This window comes from Rhodococcus tibetensis (assembly GCF_024438035.1).
Classification (GTDB): Bacteria; Actinomycetota; Actinomycetes; order Mycobacteriales; family Mycobacteriaceae; genus Rhodococcus_F; species Rhodococcus_F tibetensis.
In genome coordinates this window covers 117,128-138,404 of the sequence record NZ_JANFQF010000009.1, presented here as the reverse complement: position 1 = coordinate 138,404, position 21,277 = coordinate 117,128, and the positions used below count along the sequence as shown (strand labels likewise).

The window sequence follows — 21,277 nt, the reverse complement described above, 5'->3', positions numbered from 1 at the left end:
CGCACATGAGCTCGACAGAGAACCCCGATTCGGTTGCGGCCGCACGAGAGCTCGAGGCGTTGCGCGCAGAGGCGTCGGCATTGCGGAGGCAGCTCGCGGAGTCGCCGGAACAGCTCCGTGAGATGGAATCACGAGTGGACTCGTTGTCCATTCGTAACACCAAGCTGATGGACACCCTCAAGGAAGCACGCCAGCAGCTCATCGCTCTCCGCGAGGAAGTCGACCGCCTCGGCCAGCCGCCGAGTGGATACGGCGTCCTCCTGGGGGTCCACGACGACCAGACCGTGGACGTGTTCACCTCCGGCCGCAAGATGCGGTTGACGTGTTCGCCGAACGTCGAGTCCGAGACCCTCAAGCTCGGTCAGACCGTGCGCCTCAACGAGGCACTCACCATCGTCGAGGCAGGCGCCTTCGAGAGTGTGGGCGAGATCAGCACCCTGCGCGAGATCCTCGACGACGGCCAGCGCGCCCTCGTGGTCGGTCATGCCGACGAAGAACGCATCGTCTGGCTCGCCGAACCCCTCGCGGCGGTCTTCGCCGACAGTGAGCGGGAGTCGATCGCTTACGATGCGGAATCACCCACCCGCAAGTTGCGGCCCGGTGATTCCCTTCTGGTCGACACCAAGGCGGGGTACGCGTTCGAGCGGATTCCGAAGGCCGAAGTCGAGGACCTCGTCCTCGAAGAGGTCCCGGACGTGCACTACGACGACATCGGCGGGCTCGGACGGCAGATCGAACAGATCCGCGACGCGGTCGAGTTGCCGTTCCTCCACAAGGACCTGTTCCACGAGTACGCGCTCCGCCCGCCCAAAGGTGTCCTCCTTTACGGCCCGCCCGGTTGCGGTAAGACGCTGATCGCAAAGGCCGTCGCGAACTCACTGGCCAAGAAGATCGCCGAGGCCCGCGGTCAGGACAGCAAAGAAGCAAAGTCGTTCTTCCTCAACATCAAGGGCCCCGAGCTGCTCAACAAGTTCGTCGGCGAGACAGAGCGGCACATCCGGCTCATCTTCCAGCGGGCTCGCGAGAAGGCATCCGAGGGTACTCCCGTCATCGTGTTCTTCGACGAGATGGATTCGATCTTCCGTACCCGCGGATCGGGTGTGTCCTCCGATGTCGAGACGACCGTGGTCCCGCAGCTGCTCAGCGAGATCGATGGCGTCGAGGGGCTCGAGAACGTCATTGTGATCGGCGCGTCCAACCGTGAGGACATGATCGACCCCGCGATCCTGCGTCCGGGCCGCCTGGACGTGAAGATCAAGATCGAGCGTCCCGACGCGGAATCGGCACAGGACATTTTCTCCAAGTACCTGACCGAGACACTGCCCGTCCACGCCGACGATCTGGCGGAGTTCGGTGGTGACCGCACGGCCTGCATTGGCGCGATGATCGAACGGGTCGTCGACCGCATGTACGCCGAGAGCGAGGAGAACCGCTTCCTCGAGGTCACCTATGCCAACGGTGACAAGGAGGTTCTGTACTTCAAGGACTTCAACTCCGGCGCGATGATCCAGAACATCGTCGACCGGGCCAAGAAGTACGCCATCAAGTCGGTGCTCGACACCGGAGCGCCGGGCCTGCGGGTCCAGCACCTCTTCGATTCGATCGTCGACGAGTTCTCGGAGAACGAGGACCTGCCGAACACCACGAACCCGGACGACTGGGCCCGGATCTCCGGTAAGAAGGGCGAGCGGATCGTCTACATCCGCACACTGGTCACCGGTAAGAACGCGAGCGCGAGCCGCGCCATCGACACCGAATCCAACACCGGCCAGTACCTGTAGCGGGCTGTCCACGCCGGCACGGCGGGAACGTCATTCGTTTCCCGCCGTGCCGGTGTGTTTTCCGGGCCGATCCTCGTCCGGGGCAACGCGGTTCCCGAGCAGAGCGCGGGTGTCGGGAGCGAACGGCCATGCCGGGTCGCGAAGGTGGGTGGCCAGTTCTTCTGGTGTCCACCACCAGCCGGCGGCAATTTCACTCTCCTGGTGGACGATCGGGCCGTCCCAGTGGGTTTCGTAAGCGTAGAGGTGGCAGCGCAGTCGCAGTCCCTGCCACTGACCGTTCCACGACACCTGTGCGATCGGGGTCAGCTCCGCACCGGTGATGCCCAGTTCCTCAGCCAATTCCCGGCTCGCGGCCTGCTCGGGCGTCTCGCCGGGTTCGACCACTCCACCCGCCAGGCAGTCGTGATGACCGGCGAACACCCTCTTGGTATCGGATCTCCGGTGCACGTAGAGGCGTCTTCCGTCGCCCGACCGCACCAGCACTCCGGCACTCGCGTGCCACAGCCCCTCGTCGTAGACACGCGCGCGTTCGGCGGACCCGATGGCGCGGCCTGCGTCGTCGAACACTGCCACCATTTCGTGCGCCGTTGGTGAAGTGTTCGGTGCGGAGTCCATGCGCCCGATCCTGCCAGCAGCGCGGCGAAGCCCAGTACTGTCGGGTTGGGGTGGGGGAGCGTTCGTCGAAGAGGATGGGTTCATGGCGTTGCCACGCACGGTCGCTCGATTCAACCGTGTCGCGACCAATCGGGTGACGCGTCACGTCGCGACCGTCCTGCCCGGCTTCGCCGTGGTGATGCACCGGGGTCGCAAGTCCGACCGGCTCTACCGCACTCCGGTCAACGTGTTTGTCGTCGACGGCCGGTACCGGTTCGCGCTGACCTACGGAGCGAACAGCGACTGGGTGCGCAATGTACTCGCGGCGGGTGGGTGCACCATCGAGACGCGCGGCAAGACCGTCGCACTCACCGACCCGCGGCTCGTCGAAGACAGTTCCCACCTGTGGGCCCCGCCCGGGGTGCGGACGGTACTCAGGGCTCTTTCCGTCGACAGCTACCTGGAGTGCGCGCAGGCCTGACCGTCTCCGCAACCGGTGATCGCATAGGCTCGCAGCATGCAGCGGATCATCGGTGTCGAAGTCGAGTACGGAATCTCCTCGCCCAGCGAGCCGTCGGCCAATCCGATCCTGACCTCGACTCAGGCAGTACTTGCCTATGCGGCAGCGGCCGGGGTGCCCAGGGCGAAGCGGACCCGCTGGGACTACGAGGTCGAGTCGCCGCTGCGCGACGCCCGCGGATTCGACCTGGGCCGGCTCAGCGGCCCCGCACCGGTCATCGACGCCGACGAGGTCGGCGCCGCCAACATGATCCTTACCAACGGGGCGCGCCTGTACGTCGACCACGCCCATCCGGAGTATTCCGCCCCCGAGGTCACCGACCCGCTCGATGCGGTGATCTGGGACAAGGCGGGCGAACGGGTCATGGAAGCTGCCGCCCGGCACGCGTCGAGTGTTCCCGGTGCCCCGCGACTGCAGCTGTACAAGAACAACGTGGACGGCAAGGGCGCCTCTTACGGCACCCACGAGAACTACCTGATGTCGCGGGCCACCCCGTTCTCTGCGGTGATCAACGGCCTCACCCCATTCTTCGCGTCGCGTCAGGTGATTACGGGCTCCGGGCGGGTGGGCATCGGCCAGTCCGGTGACGAGGCCGGTTTCCAGCTGTCGCAGCGTGCGGATTACATCGAGGTGGAGGTCGGTCTCGAGACCACGCTCAAGCGGGGGATCATCAACACCCGCGACGAGCCCCACGCCGATGCCGACAAGTACCGCCGACTCCACGTGATCATCGGTGACGCCAACCTCGCCGAGATGTCGACGTACCTCAAGGTCGGAACCACCGCCCTGGTCCTCGATCTCATCGAGGCCGGTGTCGATCTCACCGACCTACAACTGGCGCGCCCGGTCACCGCCGTGCATCACATCAGCCACGACCCGACCTTGCGGGCCACGGTGGCGCTGGCCGACGGCCGGGAGCTGACCGGTCTTGCCCTGCAGCGGATCTACCACGACCGGGTCGCGAAGTTCGTCTCCGCCGAGGGCAACGACGACCTCCGCGTCACCGATCTGCTCGAGAAGTGGGCAATGGTGCTCGACCTGCTCGAGCGTGATCCGATGGAGTGCTCGCACCTGCTGGACTGGCCTGCGAAGCTGCGTCTCCTGGAAGGTGCGCGCAGCCGGGAGGGCCTCGGGTGGGCCGCCCCCAAATTGCACCTGATCGACCTGCAGTACTCCGACGTGCGATTGGACAAGGGGCTCTACAACCTTCTGGTCTCGCGTGGGTCGATGGATCGACTCGTCACCGAGCAGCAGGTCCTCGACGCCGTCGATGCTCCACCCACCGACACCCGCGCCTACTTCCGCGGCGAGTGCCTGCGCAAGTTCGGCGCGGACATTGCGGCCGCGAGCTGGGATTCGGTGATCTTCGACCTGGGTGGGGACTCACTGGTCCGGATCCCGACTCTCGAGCCGCTCCGGGGTAGCAAAGCCCACGTGGGAGCGTTGCTGGAGTCGGTGGCCACTGCGAAAGAGCTCGTCGACGAGCTCACGAACTGAGTAGTCTGCTGGTTCCGGACGGATCGGGCCGCGAACTCACCGACGCGTCGGCCCACGTGGGACGTCGGCGCTCGGTAGGGTGAAGGTCCGAGCGGATGATCAGTCAGACTGCTTGGCAGAACAGGACGCTCGGAAGAAGAGCTCCCTTTACACAAGGAGGTCGGCGGCGATGGCACAGGAGCAGACCAAACGTACTGGTGGCGGCGATGAGGACGACACCCCCGGCGGTGACGGAGCTGCAGGTCAGGAACGTCGCGAGAAGCTGGCAGAGGACACCGACGACCTCCTCGACGAGATCGACGACGTGCTCGAGGAGAACGCCGAGGACTTCGTCCGGGCCTACGTCCAGAAGGGCGGCCAGTGACGGCGGATCGACCGGCACTGCGGATACACGACGGTGACACGAGGCTCAGTTTCGGCTCGAACCTGTCCTCGTTCACCGAGTATCTGCGTGGTCACGCACCAGAATTGCTGCCGGAGAATCGGATCGGCCTTCGTTCACACTCGACGACACGGGGTGGTGACGGGATGGACAGCGGTGATCTCGCACCGCACGGCACGACGATCGTGGCCCTCACCTACAAGGGTGGGGTGCTGATCGCCGGTGACCGGCGAGCGACGCAGGGAAACCTGATCGCCAGTCGCGACGTGGAGAAGGTGTACGTCACCGACGAGTACTCGGCCGCCGGAATCGCAGGCACCGCCGGCATCGCGATCGAGTTGGTGCGGCTGTTCGCCGTCGAACTCGAGCATTACGAGAAGATCGAGGGTGTACAGCTCACGTTCGACGGCAAGGCGAATCGCCTGGCGTCGATGGTGCGCGGCAACCTCGGGGCCGCGATGCAGGGCCTCGCCGTGGTTCCACTCCTCGTTGGATACGATCTCGACGCGGACGACGACGCGCGGGCGGGCCGCATCGTGTCCTACGACGTGGTCGGCGGTCGCTACGAGGAACGTTCCGGATACCACGCGGTCGGTTCGGGTTCGCTGTTCGCGAAGTCGTCGCTGAAGAAGCTGTACACACCGGACAGCGACGAGGAGACCGCGCTGCGCGCGGCCATCGAGTCGCTCTACGACGCCGCTGACGACGACTCCGCCACCGGCGGACCGGATGTGACCCGGGGTATCTACCCGACCGCGGTGACGATCACGCAGGCCGGAGCGGTGCACGTGTCAGAGGACACCACGTCGGAGTTGGCGCGGCGCATCGTCGCCGAGCGGACCGAAGAAGGGGGGACGGCGCGATGACCATGCCCTACTACGCATCAGCCGAGCAGATCATGCGCGATCGCTCGGAGCTGGCGCGCAAGGGAATCGCCCGGGGACGCAGCGTCGTGGTGCTCACGTTCCACGACGGCGTGCTGTTCGTCGCCGAGAACCCGTCGACCGCCCTGCACAAGGTGAGCGAGCTGTACGACCGGCTCGGGTTCGCGGCCGTCGGAAAATACAACGAGTTCGAGAACCTGCGGCGGGCCGGAATCGTGCACGCCGACATGCGCGGCTACTCCTACGACCGCCGCGATGTGACGGGCCGGTCGTTGGCCAACGCGTACGCGCAGACACTCGGCACGATTTTCACCGAGCAGCCCAAGCCCTACGAGGTGGAAATCTGCGTGGCCGAGGTCGGGCGCGTGGGCAGCCCCAAGGCGCCTCAGTTGTACCGCATCACCTACGACGGATCCATCGTCGACGAGCAGGACTTCGTCGTGATGGGTGGCACGACCGAACCGATCGCGACTGCGATGCGTGAGTCGTACCGGGCCGATCTGGGCCTCGAGGAAGCGGTCGGGGTCGCGGTCAACGCATTGCGTCAGGGGGGCGGCGCGGGTGACAGTGAACGCCGCAACGTCGATGTGTCTGCTCTCGAGGTGGCGGTGCTCGATCAGTCCCGTCCCCGGCGTGCGTTCCGGCGGATCGTCGGGAGCGCACTCGAGGGATTGCTCCCCGAGGCGCCGGCCGCCACGCCGGAAGCGGCCGCCGAGCCGACCCCGGAAAACGGGACGACGCCGACCGACTCTCAGGACTGAGGGCGGTACATCGCAAGCGCTCCGGGCACGGTCCGGAACTCGAAGGTGCGGGCGTCGGCGACTACTTCGCCGTCGGTCGCCAGAGCAACCGGTGACCCGTCGACCTGCACGGTCAGCCTCGGCACCAGCGACCGGACGTACACCGGTGTGGTGCCGAGGGTGCCGGTCGCCGCGGCGAACAGCAGCCGGGGTCGTGAGGCACGGCGGTCTGCCCGCACGTATCGGACGTCGAGCATGCCGCCGGTGATCGCAGGACGTGACATCGGGACCTGATCGGACGGCGAGTACCGGCCGTTGCCGACGAAAAGCATCCAGACCAGCACCGGCTCGCCGTCGATGGTGACCGGGAGTGGTGCAGCGGCGGACAGGATCCGAATCATCGCGGCGCACGCGGCAGGCCATTTTCCGAGCCGGGGCTGCCACTTCTCCCGTAGTCGCACCGCGTCCGGGTATCCACCCAGGCTGGCCGTGTTGAGAAATGGGGCGGGCTCTGCGACATCGGTGACGACGACCGCCTGGTCGACGTGAACGGCGTGCCCCTCTTCGACAGCCCTCGCGGTTCCGGCGATGTCGGTGACGCCGGCATCGCGGGCGAAGTGGTTGAGAGTGCCGCCGGGGAACACCGCCAGCGGCAGCCTGTGGCGAACCGCTGCCGCCGCGACCGCGACCACCGTGCCGTCGCCGCCACAGACCCCGAGCGCCCGCGGATTTGTCTCACCGATCCAGGTGTCGAGTTGCTGGACGAAGTCCCGGTCGGTGTCGAGGGTGCGCACCAGCGCCTTCGGCAGGGCGGTGGCGATTTCCTCGATCGGCGCGTCGTCGCCGGGTCCGGACCCCGGATTGACCACCACGAGCAGTCCCTCGCCCCCGGGCAGTGCCGGAACATCGGCCGCCGAACCGAGGTCGGCCGGTTCCTCCGAGCGAACCGCCCACCAGCGTCGGGTGCTCGACGCCACGACACCACCGAACGCGAGCCCGACGAGTATGTCGCTCGGCCAGTGCACGCCGTTGTGGACGCGTGAGTAGGCGACCGCCACCGCGATCGGCGCCAGCACGGCCGCGGTGGCGGGCGACTCCAGAGCGACCCCGGTGGTGAAGGCTGCTGCGGATGCGGCGTGCCCGGACGGGAACGACGACGACAGGGGTATCCGCACTCCCCGCAGCACGTTGGCCCATTGCCGGGCGGGGGGTCGCCGCCGAGGGAACAGCGGTTTCAGAATTCCGTTGGCCAGCATGCTCGCCAGTGCGAGGGACAGCAGGCCACGGACACCGCCGCGCCGCGCCCGCCCGCCGACGGCGGTGAGCACAGCCGCGGTGACCCACCACAGCACCCCCTTGTCGGCCGCACGGCTCAGGAAGCGCATCACCCGGTCGGCCTCGGACGGACCTAGATTTGCGCTGTGGTCGAACACGATCTCGTCGGCTCGGTGGATCCGGTGTAACGGGGGCTTCACGACCTCAGCGTATGCGTGCGGTGTCGCCGACGTTTTCTCGCTCCGCCGCGTGGTCGGCGTTGTACTGTCGAGGTGTGCAGCGACGAATCATGGGTATTGAGACTGAGTTCGGTGTGACCTGCACCTTCCATGGTCACAGGCGACTGAGCCCCGACGAAGTTGCGCGCTACCTGTTCCGGCGGGTGGTGTCGTGGGGCCGCAGTTCCAACGTGTTCCTCCGGAACGGTGCCCGCTTGTATCTGGACGTCGGCTCGCACCCCGAGTACGCGACGGCGGAGTGCGACAATCTGATCCAGCTCGTCAACCATGACCGGGCGGGCGAGCGGGTACTCGAGGAACTGCTCATCGACGCGGAGCAGCGGCTCGCAGAAGAAGGTATCGGCGGCGACATCTACCTGTTCAAGAACAACACCGACTCCGCTGGCAACTCCTACGGCTGCCACGAGAACTTCCTGGTGGCGCGGGCGGGGGAGTTCTCCCGGATCTCCGACGTCCTGTTGCCGTTCCTGGTGACGCGACAGCTGATCTGCGGTGCCGGGAAAGTTCTGCAGACTCCCAAGGCGGCCACCTTCTGCCTGTCGCAGCGGGCGGAGCACATCTGGGAGGGCGTGTCCTCGGCGACCACCCGGTCGAGGCCGATCATCAACACGCGTGATGAACCGCACGCGGACGCCGAGAAGTACCGTCGTCTCCACGTGATCGTCGGTGATTCCAACATGTCGGAATCGACCACCATGCTGAAGGTGGGTACCGCGGCTCTCGTCCTGGAGATGATCGAGGCCGGGGTCTCGTTCCGCGATTTCGCGCTCGACAACCCGATCCGTGCCATCCGCGAGGTCAGCCACGATGTCACCGGTCGTCGCCCGGTGCGGTTGGCCGGTGGCAGGCAGGCCAGCGCCCTCGACATACAGCGCGAGTACCACGCACGCGGGGTGGAGCATCTGCAGAATCGTGAGCCCGACCCACAGGTCACGCAGGTGGTGGATCTGTGGGGCCGGATGCTCGATGCGGTGGAGTCGCAGGATTTCGCGAAGGTCGACACGGAGATCGACTGGGTGATCAAGCGTAAGCTGTTCCAGCGCTACCAGGACCGTCACGGTTTCGAGTTGGCCGATCCGAAGATCGCGCAACTGGATTTGGCGTACCACGACATCAAACGCGGCCGCGGTGTGTTCGACCTGCTCCAGCGCAAGGGCCTGGTGAAGCGGATCACCGAGGACGAGACGATCGAAGCTGCCGTGGACACGCCACCGCAAACTACCCGTGCGAAGCTGCGCGGCGAGTTCATCACCGCAGCTCAGGAGGCCGGTCGCGACTTCACCGTGGACTGGGTGCATCTCAAGCTCAACGACCAGGCGCAGCGGACCGTCCTGTGCAAGGATCCGTTCCGGTCGGTCGACGAACGGGTGGAGCGGTTGATTGCCTCGATGTAGCCGCGCTGCGGGAGTCCGGAACTACCTCACCCACTAGGCTTCCGGGCGTGCCGACATCCAAGATCGAGCGCTTGATGAACCTGGTGATCTGTCTCCTGTCCACCAGGCAGTTCCTCACCGCCGAGAAGATTCGCGAGAGCGTAGCCGGGTATGCCGACTCCGCCAGCGACGAGGCCTTCAGTCGCATGTTCGAACGCGACAAGAACGAACTCCGTGATCTCGGCGTGCCCCTCGAGACCGGGCAGGCATCGCGCTTCTCCACGGTCGAGGGTTACCGCATCAATCGCAACGCGTACGAACTCCCCGACATCGACCTCACCCAGGAAGAGTCCGCAGCGGTGGCGGTGGCGGTGCAGCTGTGGGAGTCGCCGGAACTGACATCGGCTGCGCAGGGCGCGTTGCTGAAGTTGCGTGCAGCGGGGGTGCAGGTGGATCCGGACTCCGCGGCCACTCCCGTCACCGCCGTCCCGGCACGCACACGAGGGTCGGAACCGGCGTTGGGCAAGCTGCTGGCCGCGATCGATGCCGGTCGCGGCGTGCACTTTCCGCACCGGGGGGCGCTCAACGAGCCGTACTCCGAACGCACCGTGGAGCCGTGGGGTGTCGTCACCGCACACGGTCGCTGGTATCTCGTCGGCCACGATGTCGACCGCGGCGCCGTGCGGACGTTCCGGCTCTCGCGTATCGGTGACGACGTCACGGCATTCGGACCGGCCGGTGTGGTGCACAAGCCCGACGACGTCGATCTTCGTCAGATCGTGGACCGGGTCACCGGATCGGGTGAGGTCACCGGGACCGCTACCGTGTGGGTGGCCGAGGGGCGCGCTCAGGAGTTGCGCCGACTGGGCACCACCACCGGGGAACGACAGGTCGGTCGGCGCGGCGGTAGCGTCCTGCAGATTCCGGTGCGTTCGCGCGACTGGATCGCCCGACTGGTTGCCGGACACGGGGCGGACGCGTTGGTCCTCAACCCACCGGAATTGCGCGACGACGTGCTGACGAAGCTTCGAGACGCGGCAGGACAGGGGGCTTCCGAGTGAGTAACAGGCTGTCGTCGAGATTGTCGCGGCTGCTCAACCTGGTGCCGTACTTCATCGCGAATCCGGGGATGAGCGCGGCCGAGGCCGCCGCCGAGCTCGGGGTGACGACCACCCAGTTGATGTCCGACCTCAATCAGTTGTGGGTGTGCGGGTTGCCGGGTTACGGCCCCGGTGACCTGATCGACCTCTCGTTCTCCGAGGAGAGCATCGAGGTGACGTTCTCGGCGGGCATCGACCGTCCGCTGCGGCTGACGTCCACCGAAGCGACCGCGCTTCTGATTGCCCTGCGTTCGCTGGTCGAGATGCCCGGCATGGTCGACCCGTCGGCGGCGCACAGCGCGATCGCGAAGATCGAGGATGCCGCCGGCACCGCCGCAGCGCGCACCACGGCAAAGCTGTCGCCGGGCCAGGAGACTGCTGAGGAGGTGGAAGAAGACCCCATCGCGGCGGCGGTCCGCTCTGCCCTCCATCGTCGCCGCGCACTGGATCTCACCTACTATTCCGCCTCGCGGGATCGGGTGAGTGAGCGGACGGTCGACCCGGTTCGCATCGTGCTGGTCGACAACCACAGTTACCTGCAGGCGTGGTGCCGCCAGGCCGAAGGGGTGCGCCTTTTCCGGCTCGATCGGATTGACGCAGCCACCGAGTTGGAGGAGCCTTCCACGCCGCCGGCGCAGGCGCTCGTGCGGGATTCCAACCTGGAACTGTTCAGTGGCGACTCCTCCCTGCCGCACGCCCGGCTGCACATCACCGCGGAGTGCGTGTGGGTGCTTGATTACTACCCGATGGATGTGCTGACCGTCGGTGCGGACGGTTCCGTCGAGGCCAGCATGAGCTACGGGGCGCTCGAGTGGATGGCGCGGCTCGTACTCGGGTTCGGTGGTGGCGTCACCGTCCTCGAACCGGTGGAACTTGTGCATGAGGTGCGGCGCCGGGCGGTCGAGGCCCTCGCGGCGTACGAGGCCGTGGACGCATAGTCATCGACCTACACGCTCGGTCGTCGATGTGGGACGACGTCGAAACCGGTCGGCGCACCGGGCTGACTGGCGGAGACCGTGCGGTGGCGGTCTGGTTTGCCTTCACCTGGTAGGCCACCCCGCTCGCAGGTTGGTTCTGATCTTCGAGTCTGTTCTGAACAGCGAGGTACCGACAGCCTCGGAACTCTGGCCCTGGCATGACCGCGTGCCCCGCTGGACTTGCAACCGGAAACCGCTCGGTTTACCGTTGCTGGAAACCGATCGGTTTCCGGCCCTGGAGGCAGCACGAAGCAGGGGTCACCCAACCGCGTTTCACACATGAGGAGTCGGCGACATGCCAAACAGAGAGATGCGTCCCACGATTACCATTCCAGGGACCAGCAGCCACACCATCGGCCCGCGGGGGAGCCAGCACAGCCAGGAGGGAACGCTGCGCTACCTGAAAGCGGGTTCCGGGGCACCCTTGGTCCTGCTGCACACCGTGCGCACGCAGGCCGAGCACTTCCGCTTTCTCATCCCGTTGATCTCGGACCACTACACCGTGTATGCCCTCGATCTCCCGGGGATGGGCTACTCCGAGATTGTCCCCGGTGCGTCGTACCAGGAACCGGAGATGCGCGCGGGCGTCGAACGGCTCCTCACTGAACTCGACCTCCATGACGTGACGTTGGTCGGGGAGTCCATGGGGGCGGTGCTCGCCCTGACCACCGCAGCCGACCTGCCGGAGCGGGTGCGACGCGTCGTCGCGGTGAACGCGTACGACTACCGTGACGGAATCGCCCGGTCCAGCGTCCTCGCTCGTATGGTGATCGGCGGTGTTCTCGCCCCGGGGGTTGGCTCGGTAATCGCCGGGGTGGAACCCAAGGCCATCCTCCGCCGGGTCCTGCAGGGCGGGCTTGTCGACAAGACCGCCTTACCGGCGGACTACGTGGACGAGCTCCTCCAGGTAGGCAGCCGCCCCGGCTACCCGGCCGTTGCCCGGGCCGTGTACCAGAACATGCCCAGCCTCATGGCGGCCCGCTCACGCTACTCTGACGTCAAGGCCCCGATCCACCTCGTCTACGGGGAGAAAGACTGGTCCCGACGGTCGGACCGGGATGCCAACAAGGCGCTGCTCCCCGCCGCCGATTTCACGGAGCTGCGGGGAGTGGGCCACTTCATCGCACTAGAGAAGCCGGAGACAGTGGCCGACCTGCTGGCCTCATCCGCAACGTCAGGCGCTTCGGTCGTTGAACAAGAATCGGCCACCGAGCTGCTCCGCGCCTCTGAAGGGAGAGGGCGGGCCGGCTGGGCAAGCAGAGCATTCCGTGCCTTCCTCGACAACACCCTTCGCCGCGCTCGCTCCACCCGATGTGATCAGCTCACAGAGCTGCAGGCAAAGCTCTTGTCCAGCTGAACGACTCGAGCGGCACGGTGGCCAACACACGTGGACGGTGCCCGGCGGTGGTCCGCGAGGCCGCCGGTGAGGAAACCGACAGGTAAACCGCAGCGTAACTAGCCGGTTTCGCCCCGGCTGGTCCTGAGGCTGTCCGGTAGCATCGGGGTCACCTGATCTTTTTGGAGGTTTCATCATGGGAGCCATGAGCCCCTGGCACTGGGCCATCGTTGCGTTGGTCGTCGTCATCCTTTTCGGTTCCAAGAAGCTGCCCGACGCAGCTCGTGGACTGGGTCGCTCGCTGCGCATCTTCAAGAGCGAGGTCAAGGAGATGCAGAACGACAACAACGCTCCGGCGCCCACCGCGCAGCAGAGCGCGCCCGCCGAACTGCCCGTCGCGGATACCACCACCACGCCGGTCACGCCTCCGGCGCCGGTGCAGCCGCAGCACACCGAGCACAAGTCGGCGTAGTCCGAGAGGTCTGTCAACCGGGGTGACTCGTCACCCCGGTTGCTTGCTGACCAAGACCGGTTCGCCTGCTGACCGAGACTAGGGCCCCATAGTGCGTATTCCGTTCGATCCGCGACACAGCAAGCGGAGGACCAATCCCGACGGCACCATGTCGTTGGTCGATCACCTCTACGAGCTGCGTACGCGACTGCTCCTGTCGGTGCTGGCGATCCTCGTCACCACCGCAGTCGGCTTCTTCTGGTACTCCCATCAGCTCCTCGGGATCGAGAGTCTGGGCGAGCTTCTGCGCGGGCCGTACTGTTCACTGCCCGACTCGAGCCGGGCGGATCTCAGTAGCGACGGTGCGTGCCGGCTTCTCGCCACCGGACCCTTCGAGCAGTTCATGCTGCGGTTCAAGGTGGCCCTCACCGCGGGCATCGTCCTGGCGTGCCCGATCTGGCTGTACGAGCTGTGGGCATTCATCACGCCCGGCCTGTACGCGAAGGAACGTCGCTATGCCATCGGCTTCGTGGTTTCGGGTGCGCTGCTCTTCGTTGCCGGCGCGGTGCTGGCGTACGTAGTGGTCGCGAAGGCCCTGCACTTCCTGCTGACAATCGGCGACAACGTCCAGATCACGGCACTCGGTGGTGCGGAGTACTTCGGGTTCATCGTCAATCTCCTGATCATCTTCGGTGTCAGTTTCGAGATCCCACTGCTCATCGTCGCGCTCAACTTCGTCGGCATCCTGCCGTACGCCAAGCTCAAGGCATGGCGGCGCGGGTTGATTTTCGGCTTGTTCGTCTTCGCCGCGATTGCCACCCCGGGGCAGGACCCGTTTTCCATGCTCGCGCTCGCGCTGGCCCTGACCGTCCTGTTCGAGATCGCGGTGCAGGTCGCCCGCCTCAACGACCGTCGGAAGGCACGCCGGAGCGAGCAGGAGTGGGGCGCGCTGGACGACGACGAAGCCTCGCCGATCGCTGCCCCGAAAGATCTGGACGAGGCCTTCGACGTCGCGGCGACTCCGGTTCCCGAGCCCGCGGGCCGCTTCCGGCGTAACCGCAAGTCACCCAGGTCGGGCGCGGGAAACACGGGTCAAGGCACCACCGCGACTGGCCCCAACACACCGGGTCAGGACTTTTCCGACACCCTGTGACAATCTGACGGGGTGGCAGTGACAACAGGCGAGACAGCCGGCGGCACCGAACTCGACGTGTTCTCGGCGCTGCTCGGTTTCGTGCTCGACCCTTTCCAGATCAATGCTTGCCGGGCGCTCGAAGCCGGCCACGGTGTCCTCGTGTGTGCGCCGACCGGCGCGGGCAAGACGGTGGTCGGTGAGTTCGCCGTGCACCTTGCCCTCGCGTCGGGGCGCAAATGCTTCTATACCACGCCCATCAAGGCGCTGAGCAACCAGAAGTACGCCGAGTTGGTGCGTAGGTACGGCAAGAATTCGGTCGGGTTGCTGACCGGTGATTCCAGCGTCAACCCCGATGCCCCCGTGGTCGTCATGACCACCGAGGTCCTACGGAACATGCTGTACGCCGACTCGCCGGCGCTGCGCGGTCTCTCTCATGTGGTGATGGACGAGGTGCACTTCCTGGCGGATCGGTTCCGTGGGGCGGTGTGGGAGGAGGTGATCCTGCACCTGTCCGAGGATGTTCGGCTCGTCAGCCTCTCGGCAACGGTCAGCAACGCCGAGGAATTCGGTGGCTGGATGGAAACCGTCCGCGGTGACACCACCGTGGTCGTCGACGAAACCCGACCGATCCCGCTGTGGCAGCACATCATGGTCGGCCGCCGCCTGTTCGACCTCTTCGACACCCGGGCCCGCACCACCGACGGGCGCCGCGACCTGGTGGTCGACCAGGACTTGGTTCGTCACGTCAAGCAGCGTCAGGCGCTCGAGAGGGCCGACCCGTGGGAGTCGCGTGAACGGGGGCGCCGCGGCGGCCGCGGGGGTGTGCCCAGCGACTTCCGTCCGCTGCCGCGTCCGGAGGTCATTTCCCGCCTCGACGACGAGGGGCTGCTGCCCGCCATCACTTTCATCTTCAGCAGGGCCGGCTGCGACGCCGCCCTGGCGCAATGCCTGCGGTCGCGGCTCGATCTCACGACTGCCGAGCAGGTAGCCGAGATCCGCACGATCATCGACGCCCACACCGGGGATCTTCCGAAGGCGGATCTCGAAGTGCTCGGCTATTGGGAGTGGCGGAAGGCGCTCGAGCGGGGACTCGCTGCGCACCACGCCGGCATGCTGCCCGCGTTCCGTCAGACCGTCGAGGAACTGTTCGTCAAGGGTCTGGTCCGCGCGGTCTTCGCTACGGAGACACTGGCACTCGGCATCAATATGCCGGCCCGCACGGTGGTCTTGGAGCGGCTCGTGAAGTACAACGGGGAGGCGCACGCCGAACTGACGCCGGGGGAGTACACCCAGCTCACCGGCCGCGCCGGCCGCCGCGGCATCGATGTCGAGGGGCATGCGGTGGTGCTGTGGCAACCCGGGGTGGAACCGGTCGATGTCGCGGGCCTTGCCTCGACCCGAACCTTCCCCCTGCGCAGTTCGTTCCGCCCCGGCTACAACATGACGATCAACCTGATCGACCGGATGGGCGCCCCCGAATCGCGTGCCCTGCTGGAGAGGTCGTTCGCACAGTTCCAGGCCGACCGTTCCGTCGTCGGGCTGACGCGGGGTATCGAGCGCAACGAGGCGGCGATGGGCACCCTGCGGGAGCGACTCGGTGGGGAAGACGGCGAGTACTTCGAATATGCGCGACTGCGAGAAGAGCTGAGCAGCAGGGAACGGGCACTCGAAAGACAGGGCCGCAGCGAGCGCCGGGACGCCGCCGTCGCATCCCTGACGTCGCTGCGGCGCGGTGACGTGATCGCGATTCCCGTGGGCAGGCATTCGGGTCTGGCTGTGGTGCTGGAACCGGACCGGGACCCGACCGATCCGAAACCCCTGATCCTGACCGAGGGAAAGTGGGCGGGCCGGGTGTCGGCCGGCGACTTCCCCGAGCCCGCACGGTCGCTGGGCTCGATGCGGATGCCTCGCCGCGTCGACCATCACACCGCCCGGGTGCGCCGCGACTTGGCTTCGGCGTTGCGCAGCACCGGCATCGTCGTGCCGGGACGGCGCAAGAAGAGGAAGGCGGGCGCCGCCGACGACGCGGAGATCGCGCGGCTGCGGCGGGCGATCCGTCAGCACCCCTGCCACTCCTGGCCCGACCGTGAACAGTTGAGCCGGATCGGTGAGCGGTACAACCGGCTCGCCCGCGAGACAGAGACCATGCGGCAGAAGGTGGCCGCCACGACCAATTCGCTGGCCCGTACCTTCGATCGCATCCTCTCGCTCCTGACCGAGCGCGGATATGTCACCCCGGGTGAGCATCCGGAGGCCACCGAGGACGGCGCCCGGCTGAGCCGAATCTATTCGGAGAGCGACCTTCTCGTCGCCGAATGTCTGCGCCAGGGCGTGTGGAAGGGGCTGGGGCCCGCCGAACTCGCCGCCGTCGTCTCGTCCGTCGTCTTCGAATCGCGGCGCGAAGGCGACACCGTCGAACAGGGCGGACCCGGAGCATTGCGGTACGCGCTCGACGAAACGGTGCGAGTCTGGCGGGATCTGCGAGCCGAGGAGATCCGGCACAGACTGCCGCCGACCCGTGAGCCCGACCTCGGGTTCGCGTCCGCGATTTTCCAGTGGGCGAGCGAGAATTCGTTGGTCGAGGCGTTGATCGCCGCCGGCGATCAGGGGCGTGCCCTTTCGGCGGGTGACTTCGTCCGCTGGTGCCGGCAGGTGATCGATCTGCTCGAGCAGGTCCGGTCGACATCGCCGGACCCGGGTGTGAGCAAGGCCGCCGGCCGGGCGGTGTCCGCGATCCGTCGTGGTGTCGTCGCGGTGGATGCAGCGTGACCCGGGAACGGTGTGGTTGGATTCGCACGCTGTCCGAGACCCGGATGCGGGTGCGGGGCGCTACGGTATGACGACAAGTGACACGTGAGCGGGAGGCGACGATGAGCGGGCCTTACGGACCGAACGACCCGAACGGACAGTGGGGCCAGGGTCAGGGTAACGCTGACCAGACCGGCGGCCAGTACGGGTCACCCCAGTACGGGCAGCAACCACCTGCCCAGCCGTGGGGACAGCCGGGACCGGGCGGTCAGCCGCAGCAGCCCGGCCAACCCCAGTGGGGCCAGCAACCGCAGCAACCCGGTCAACCCCAGTGGGGCCAGCAGCCGCAACCAGGGCAGCTCGGCCAACCGGGTCAGCCGCAGTGGGGCCAGCAGCCCGGACAGCCCCAGTGGGGCCAGCCGCCCGGTCAACCGCAGTGGGGTCAGCCGCCCGGACAACCTCAGCAGTGGGGTCAGCCGCCGGCGTCGTCCGGCAAGTCGAAGGTGCCGTGGATCATCGGCGGCGTGGTGGTGCTGCTGGTGGTCGTCGGTGTTGCATTGGCGCTCGCGTTGACCGTATTCGGCACGGACACTCTCGACCAGAAGGCCGCCGAGGAGGGTGTCGAGCGCATCGTCACCGAGTCGTACGGTGCCGAGAACGTGTCCGGTGTGTCCTGCCCCGCAGACCAGGAAGTGAAGGAGGGCAGAAGCTTCGAGTGCGATCTCACCGTCGACGGAGAGAAGAAGCAGGTCACTCTCACCTTCACCGACGACAACGGCACTTACGAGGTGAGCCGCCCCAGCTAGACCCGGTAGCTCGCCGCGGTCGGCCCTCAGGGGACCTGAGCGGCGGCCACCGCCTGCATCGCCGTCGTGAGGCGGGCAACGGAACTGCCGATTCCGAGTTCTGCCGCCAGTCCGCCGAGCCGGTCCGCATCGACCGGTTCGGCGGGCAACGTGTCTTCACGGGAGAACACGACGTCGGCGTCGCGTACCACCCGCACCACCGGCAGGGCGGCGTCGAGATAGTCCGCCGCCGCAGCGAATTTCGCGCGCGCACCTTTCGCCATGTCCGAATCCGGATCGAGCGCGGCGGCCCGCAGATTCGCAAGCGATCCGTACTGCATGAGCAGGCTCGATGCGGTCTTCTCGCCGATTCCTTTCACCCCGGGCAATCCGTCCGAGGAGTCACCACGCAACAGGGCCAGTTCGGCGTAGGCGTCGCCGGCGCGGTCCGCCGGCACCCCGTATTTGGCGGCCACCTCGGCCGGACCCATGAGTTCGGCCTTGGCCAGGCCCCGCACCACATACAGGACGCGGACCGGTACCGGGCTCTCGGCAACCACTTGCAGAAGGTCGCGGTCGCCGCTGACCACGATGGTCGGGTCGCGGGTCTCGGTGGCTGCGAGCGTGCCGAGCACGTCGTCCGCTTCGAGACCTTCGGCGCCGGCCGTTGCGATCCCCGCGGCGGCAAGGACATCGAGAATCATGGGCACCTGAGGGGACAGGGTGTCGGGCACTTCTTCCTCGGCCCCGCCGCTCTCCTCGGCGACGCGGTGCGCCTTGTAGGTGGGCACCGCGTCCACCCGGAACGCCGGCCGCCAATCGAGGTCGAGGCACACGGCGAGCCGGGAGGGCCGGTGGGTGGTGATCAACGCGGCCACCATGTCGGTGAATCCGCGTACGGCGTTGACCGGTCGGCCGTCCGGGGACGTGATGGAATCGGGTAACGCGTAGTACGCGCGAAACCACAGGCTGGCACCGTCGAGGAGAAGCAGGGGCTTACTCATGGCTCACATACTGCCAAACGGCATTAACCTGAGCCCATGAGTTCCCTCGGAGCCTCCACGTCCCGCTTCCCCGCAGCCAGTTACGCCGACCGGATCGCCCGGGCCGCCGCGCTCGCCCGCGAGTCCGGACTCGACGGCCTGCTCATCACACCCGGTCCCGATCTGCGGTATCTGCTCGGTTCCCGGGCCGAGTCGTTCGAAAGGCTCACCTGCCTGGTGATTCCGGCGAACGGCGACACCGCGTCGGTGGTCGTGCCGCGACTCGAGTTGGCATCGCTCACCGACTCGGCAGCGGCGGAACTGGGAGTGACGATCCTCGACTGGGTCGACGGGATCGATCCGTATGCCCTGGTCGCCGGGCTGCTTCCGGCGCCGGCTCGAACAGCCGTCACCGACGCCATGCCTGCGTTGCATCTGCTTCCCTCGGCGCAGGCGCTCGGTGCGCTTCCCGTTCTCGCAACCGAGGTGCTGCGCGAGCTGCGAATGGTCAAGGACGATACCGAGATCGACGCCCTCCGGAGGGCTGGTCAGGCGATCGACCGCGTGCATGCCCGGATGGGCGAGTTCTTGAAGGTCGGCCGCACCGAAGCTGAGGTCGCCGCGGACATCACCGCCGCCATTCTCGACGAGGGGCACACGGAGGCCGCCTTCGTGATCGTCGGATCGGGCCCGCACGGCGCCGATCCCCATCACGAGGTGTCGGACCGGGTGATCGAATCGGGTGACGTGGTGGTCATCGACATCGGAGGCCCCGTGGATCCGGGCTACAACTCCGACTCCACCCGCACCTACAGCATGGGCGAACCCGACCCGGTGGTGGCGGCCCGGGTGGCCGTCCTCGAAGCGGCGCAGGCGGCGGCCGTCGACCTGGTTCGTCCCGGAGTCACGGCCGAGGCCGTCGACGCGGCCGCGCGGGATCTGCTGGCGGCGGAGGGCCTGGCCGAGGCCTTCGTCCACCGCACCGGGCACGGGATCGGGCTGTCCGTGCACGAGGAGCCGTACATCGTGTCGGGCAACGCGATCGAGCTGGCGGAAGGAATGGCGTTCAGTGTGGAACCCGGAATCTACTTCCGCGGGCAGTGGGGGGCGCGCATCGAGGACATCGTCGTCGTCACCGCCGACGGGTGCGAATCCCTCAACACCCGGCCGCACGGATTGACGGTGCTCCCCGGCTGATCGTTCCGGGCCGACGGGAATGTGCGGCAGCGTCCGCAGCCACGGGTAGTAACATCTACCCTTTGTTCGCGACCGCACTCGCCGCCGCCCGTTGGCGGCGGGTCGGGATCACAGATCAACCGAAGGTGTCATGGAAAGCGTCGCCCCGAAGGTAACCGTCGTCGTACCGACGTACAACGAACGCGACAACCTGCCCAAGCTCGTCGAATTTCTCGCCGCGTTGCACATTCCGAACATGCACGTCCTCGTGGTCGACGACAACTCGCCGGACGGCACCGGTGACGTCGCCGAGAAGCTGGCGATCGACGCACCCATCCCGGTGGGTGTCCTGCACCGCACCGTCAAGGATGGGCTGGGCCGCGCTTACGTGGCCGGCATGACCCGAGCCCTGGACGAGGGCGCCGACATCGTCATCCAGATGGATGCTGATCTGTCGCATCCGTCCGAGGCAATTCCGCGCATGGTCGAGACCCTGACGCAGACGGACGCCGCGGTGGTGCTCGGCTCTCGCTACGTGGCCGGCGGTGCGGTTGCCAGTGACTGGCCGTGGCACCGCAAGGCGCTGTCGGCGTGGGCCAATTTCTACGTCAACGCGATTCTGCGGCTGCGGGTCAAGGATGCGACTGCAGGGTTCAAGGCCTGGCACGCTGACACTCTCCGGGCGATCGACGTCCACGGGGTGCAGAGCAACGGCTACGCATTCCAGGTCGAGATGAACTACCGGACGGTGCAGCGCGGCATGCGTATCGCCGAGGTGCCCATCCGTTTCGAGGAGCGCACCGACGGTGTGTCGAAGATGAGCCTGGGAGTGCAGATGGAATCCGCGCTGGTGCCGTGGAAACTGCGGTTCAGTGGCCGCGGAGCGAAGCAGAACCGAGCACGCGGCTGACCGCGATCTCGACGACTACCCGGGTCGGATTCTCGCGGGGCTGCCGGTAGCGGGCCGCGTATCGCGCGACCGCATCGGCCACCGCCGCAGGGTCGGTGAGCACCCGCGACGGCCCCTCGAGGGTCATCCACCGTGGCCCGTCCACCTGGCTCACTGCGGCGTACCCGCCACGTTCGGCGTTGAGCGCCTTCTGGGACGAACCGTTGGTGATGACCCGCGCGATGCCGTGCTCCTGATCCCAGGTGAAGCCGACGGCCACCACGTGGGGGGTGCCGTTCTTGCGCAGCGTGGTGAGGGTGCCGAGGTGATATTCGCCGAGGAAGGTGAGCGCTGTGTCGGTGAGGCGAATCGGTGCCTGGGGGGTGCGGTCCATGACCCGACGGTAATCCAG

Annotated in this window: 20 protein-coding genes; 16 read left to right on the top strand and 4 right to left on the bottom strand. The window is 66.9% G+C overall.

All coding sequences use genetic code 11. The features are described 5' to 3' along the window. The first annotated feature begins 5 nt into the window (after positions 1–5). Positions 6–1,781, top strand: coding sequence for a proteasome ATPase (arc, locus tag NOF53_RS13000; protein ID WP_255968849.1), 1,776 nt, complete (start codon positions 6–8; stop codon positions 1,779–1,781). A gap of 30 nt (positions 1,782–1,811) precedes the next feature. Here arc and NOF53_RS12995 read toward each other — a convergent pair whose 3' ends face one another. Next, positions 1,812–2,396, bottom strand: a complete 585-nt coding sequence (locus NOF53_RS12995) for an NUDIX hydrolase (RefSeq protein ID WP_255968847.1) — start codon at positions 2,394–2,396, stop codon at positions 1,812–1,814. Between the two features lie 82 nt (positions 2,397–2,478). On the opposite strand from NOF53_RS12995, the gene NOF53_RS12990 reads away from it, so the two are divergent. From NOF53_RS12990 to prcA, 5 genes are all read left to right on the top strand, one after another. Next, positions 2,479–2,856 carry a nitroreductase family deazaflavin-dependent oxidoreductase gene (locus NOF53_RS12990; RefSeq protein ID WP_255968845.1) on the top strand — a complete coding sequence of 126 codons (378 nt, stop codon included), beginning with the start codon at positions 2,479–2,481 and terminating at the stop codon, positions 2,854–2,856. A 36-nt stretch (positions 2,857–2,892) separates the two neighbouring features. Continuing rightward, positions 2,893–4,392, top strand: coding sequence for a depupylase/deamidase Dop (gene dop, locus NOF53_RS12985; protein WP_255968843.1), 1,500 nt, complete (start codon positions 2,893–2,895; stop codon positions 4,390–4,392). 169 nt (positions 4,393–4,561) lie between these two features. Further along, positions 4,562–4,756: a ubiquitin-like protein Pup gene (locus NOF53_RS12980; protein WP_005242990.1), complete on the top strand. Its 195-nt coding sequence runs from the start codon at positions 4,562–4,564 to the stop codon at positions 4,754–4,756. Then, complete coding sequence (gene prcB / locus NOF53_RS12975) at positions 4,753–5,640, top strand: proteasome subunit beta (RefSeq protein ID WP_255968840.1); 888 nt, start codon at positions 4,753–4,755, stop codon at positions 5,638–5,640. Before NOF53_RS12980 ends, prcB begins: the two co-directional genes overlap by 4 nt. Then, positions 5,637–6,419 carry a proteasome subunit alpha gene (prcA, locus tag NOF53_RS12970; RefSeq protein ID WP_255968838.1) on the top strand — a complete coding sequence of 261 codons (783 nt, stop codon included), beginning with the start codon at positions 5,637–5,639 and terminating at the stop codon, positions 6,417–6,419. Before prcB ends, prcA begins: the two co-directional genes overlap by 4 nt. On the opposite strand, the gene NOF53_RS12965 is transcribed toward prcA, so the two are convergent. Continuing rightward, positions 6,410–7,783 carry a bifunctional phosphatase PAP2/diacylglycerol kinase family protein gene (locus tag NOF53_RS12965; RefSeq protein WP_305086856.1) on the bottom strand — a complete coding sequence of 458 codons (1,374 nt, stop codon included), beginning with the start codon at positions 7,781–7,783 and terminating at the stop codon, positions 6,410–6,412. The genes prcA and NOF53_RS12965 overlap by 10 nt on opposite strands. Before the next feature lie 164 nt (positions 7,784–7,947). Here NOF53_RS12965 and pafA point away from each other — a divergent pair, with 164 nt between their 5' ends. The 8 genes from pafA (at position 7,948) to NOF53_RS12925 (ending at position 17,838) form a co-directional block, all read left to right on the top strand. Then, positions 7,948–9,306 (top strand): Pup--protein ligase, encoded by a 1,359-nt coding sequence (gene pafA / locus NOF53_RS12960; protein WP_255968834.1) that lies wholly within the window; start codon positions 7,948–7,950, stop codon positions 9,304–9,306. A 47-nt stretch (positions 9,307–9,353) separates the two neighbouring features. After that, entirely contained in the window at positions 9,354–10,346 is a 993-nt protein-coding gene (locus tag NOF53_RS12955; protein ID WP_255968832.1) for a helix-turn-helix transcriptional regulator, read from the top strand. After that, a complete protein-coding gene (locus tag NOF53_RS12950; protein ID WP_255968830.1) occupies positions 10,343–11,323 on the top strand; it encodes a helix-turn-helix transcriptional regulator in 981 nt (326 codons plus the stop codon). Before NOF53_RS12955 ends, NOF53_RS12950 begins: the two co-directional genes overlap by 4 nt. 334 nt (positions 11,324–11,657) lie before the next feature. Next, entirely contained in the window at positions 11,658–12,719 is a 1,062-nt protein-coding gene (locus tag NOF53_RS12945) for an alpha/beta fold hydrolase (protein WP_255968828.1), read from the top strand. 175 nt (positions 12,720–12,894) lie between these two features. Further along, positions 12,895–13,170: a Sec-independent protein translocase subunit TatA gene (tatA, locus tag NOF53_RS12940; RefSeq protein ID WP_255968826.1), complete on the top strand. Its 276-nt coding sequence runs from the start codon at positions 12,895–12,897 to the stop codon at positions 13,168–13,170. 91 nt (positions 13,171–13,261) lie between these two features. Continuing rightward, on the top strand, positions 13,262–14,302 hold the full coding sequence (gene tatC, locus NOF53_RS12935; RefSeq protein ID WP_255968824.1) for a twin-arginine translocase subunit TatC: 1,041 nt from the start codon (positions 13,262–13,264) through the stop codon (positions 14,300–14,302). Between the two features lie 18 nt (positions 14,303–14,320). Continuing rightward, positions 14,321–17,053 carry a DEAD/DEAH box helicase gene (locus NOF53_RS12930; RefSeq protein ID WP_255969001.1) on the top strand — a complete coding sequence of 911 codons (2,733 nt, stop codon included), beginning with the start codon at positions 14,321–14,323 and terminating at the stop codon, positions 17,051–17,053. Positions 17,054–17,154: 101 nt separating this feature from the next. Beyond that, the gene (locus tag NOF53_RS12925; RefSeq protein WP_255968999.1) at positions 17,155–17,838 is read left to right on the top strand and encodes a DUF4333 domain-containing protein; all 684 of its coding nucleotides are present in this window, start codon (positions 17,155–17,157) and stop codon (positions 17,836–17,838) included. A 26-nt stretch (positions 17,839–17,864) separates the two neighbouring features. Here the strand turns inward: NOF53_RS12925 and NOF53_RS12920 are convergent, their stop codons facing one another. Next, on the bottom strand, positions 17,865–18,821 hold the full coding sequence (locus NOF53_RS12920) for a 5'-3' exonuclease (protein WP_255968822.1): 957 nt from the start codon (positions 18,819–18,821) through the stop codon (positions 17,865–17,867). 36 nt (positions 18,822–18,857) lie between these two features. Here NOF53_RS12920 and NOF53_RS12915 point away from each other — a divergent pair, with 36 nt between their 5' ends. Beyond that, positions 18,858–19,997: a M24 family metallopeptidase gene (locus tag NOF53_RS12915; protein WP_255968820.1), complete on the top strand. Its 1,140-nt coding sequence runs from the start codon at positions 18,858–18,860 to the stop codon at positions 19,995–19,997. Positions 19,998–20,127: 130 nt separating this feature from the next. After that, positions 20,128–20,886 (top strand): polyprenol monophosphomannose synthase, encoded by a 759-nt coding sequence (locus NOF53_RS12910; RefSeq protein ID WP_255968818.1) that lies wholly within the window; start codon positions 20,128–20,130, stop codon positions 20,884–20,886. Here NOF53_RS12910 and NOF53_RS12905 read toward each other — a convergent pair. Next, positions 20,846–21,259, bottom strand: coding sequence for a TIGR03618 family F420-dependent PPOX class oxidoreductase (locus NOF53_RS12905; RefSeq protein ID WP_255968816.1), 414 nt, complete (start codon positions 21,257–21,259; stop codon positions 20,846–20,848). The two genes, NOF53_RS12910 and NOF53_RS12905, sit on opposite strands and share 41 nt — an antisense overlap. Positions 21,260–21,277 lie beyond the last annotated feature (18 nt).

Excerpts from the sequence above, each read along its gene's own strand:
- NOF53_RS12980 (WP_005242990.1), top strand. The coding sequence starts at position 4,562 with ATGGCACAGGAGCAGACCAAACGTACTGGTGGCGGCGATGAGGACGAC.
- dop (WP_255968843.1), top strand. The coding sequence starts at position 2,893 with ATGCAGCGGATCATCGGTGTCGAAGTCGAGTACGGAATCTCCTCGCCC.
- NOF53_RS12925 (WP_255968999.1), top strand. The coding sequence starts at position 17,155 with ATGAGCGGGCCTTACGGACCGAACGACCCGAACGGACAGTGGGGCCAG.
- NOF53_RS12990 (WP_255968845.1), top strand. The coding sequence starts at position 2,479 with ATGGCGTTGCCACGCACGGTCGCTCGATTCAACCGTGTCGCGACCAAT.
- NOF53_RS12910 (WP_255968818.1), top strand. The coding sequence starts at position 20,128 with ATGGAAAGCGTCGCCCCGAAGGTAACCGTCGTCGTACCGACGTACAAC.
- NOF53_RS12945 (WP_255968828.1), top strand. The coding sequence starts at position 11,658 with ATGCCAAACAGAGAGATGCGTCCCACGATTACCATTCCAGGGACCAGC.
- NOF53_RS12915 (WP_255968820.1), top strand. The coding sequence starts at position 18,858 with ATGAGTTCCCTCGGAGCCTCCACGTCCCGCTTCCCCGCAGCCAGTTAC.
- NOF53_RS12905 (WP_255968816.1), bottom strand. The coding sequence starts at position 21,259 with ATGGACCGCACCCCCCAGGCACCGATTCGCCTCACCGACACAGCGCTC.
- NOF53_RS12920 (WP_255968822.1), bottom strand. The coding sequence starts at position 18,821 with ATGAGTAAGCCCCTGCTTCTCCTCGACGGTGCCAGCCTGTGGTTTCGC.
- arc (WP_255968849.1), top strand. The coding sequence starts at position 6 with ATGAGCTCGACAGAGAACCCCGATTCGGTTGCGGCCGCACGAGAGCTC.
- tatA (WP_255968826.1), top strand. The coding sequence starts at position 12,895 with ATGGGAGCCATGAGCCCCTGGCACTGGGCCATCGTTGCGTTGGTCGTC.
- NOF53_RS12995 (WP_255968847.1), bottom strand. The coding sequence starts at position 2,396 with ATGGACTCCGCACCGAACACTTCACCAACGGCGCACGAAATGGTGGCA.
- NOF53_RS12965 (WP_305086856.1), bottom strand. The coding sequence starts at position 7,783 with ATGCGCTTCCTGAGCCGTGCGGCCGACAAGGGGGTGCTGTGGTGGGTC.
- prcA (WP_255968838.1), top strand. The coding sequence starts at position 5,637 with ATGACCATGCCCTACTACGCATCAGCCGAGCAGATCATGCGCGATCGC.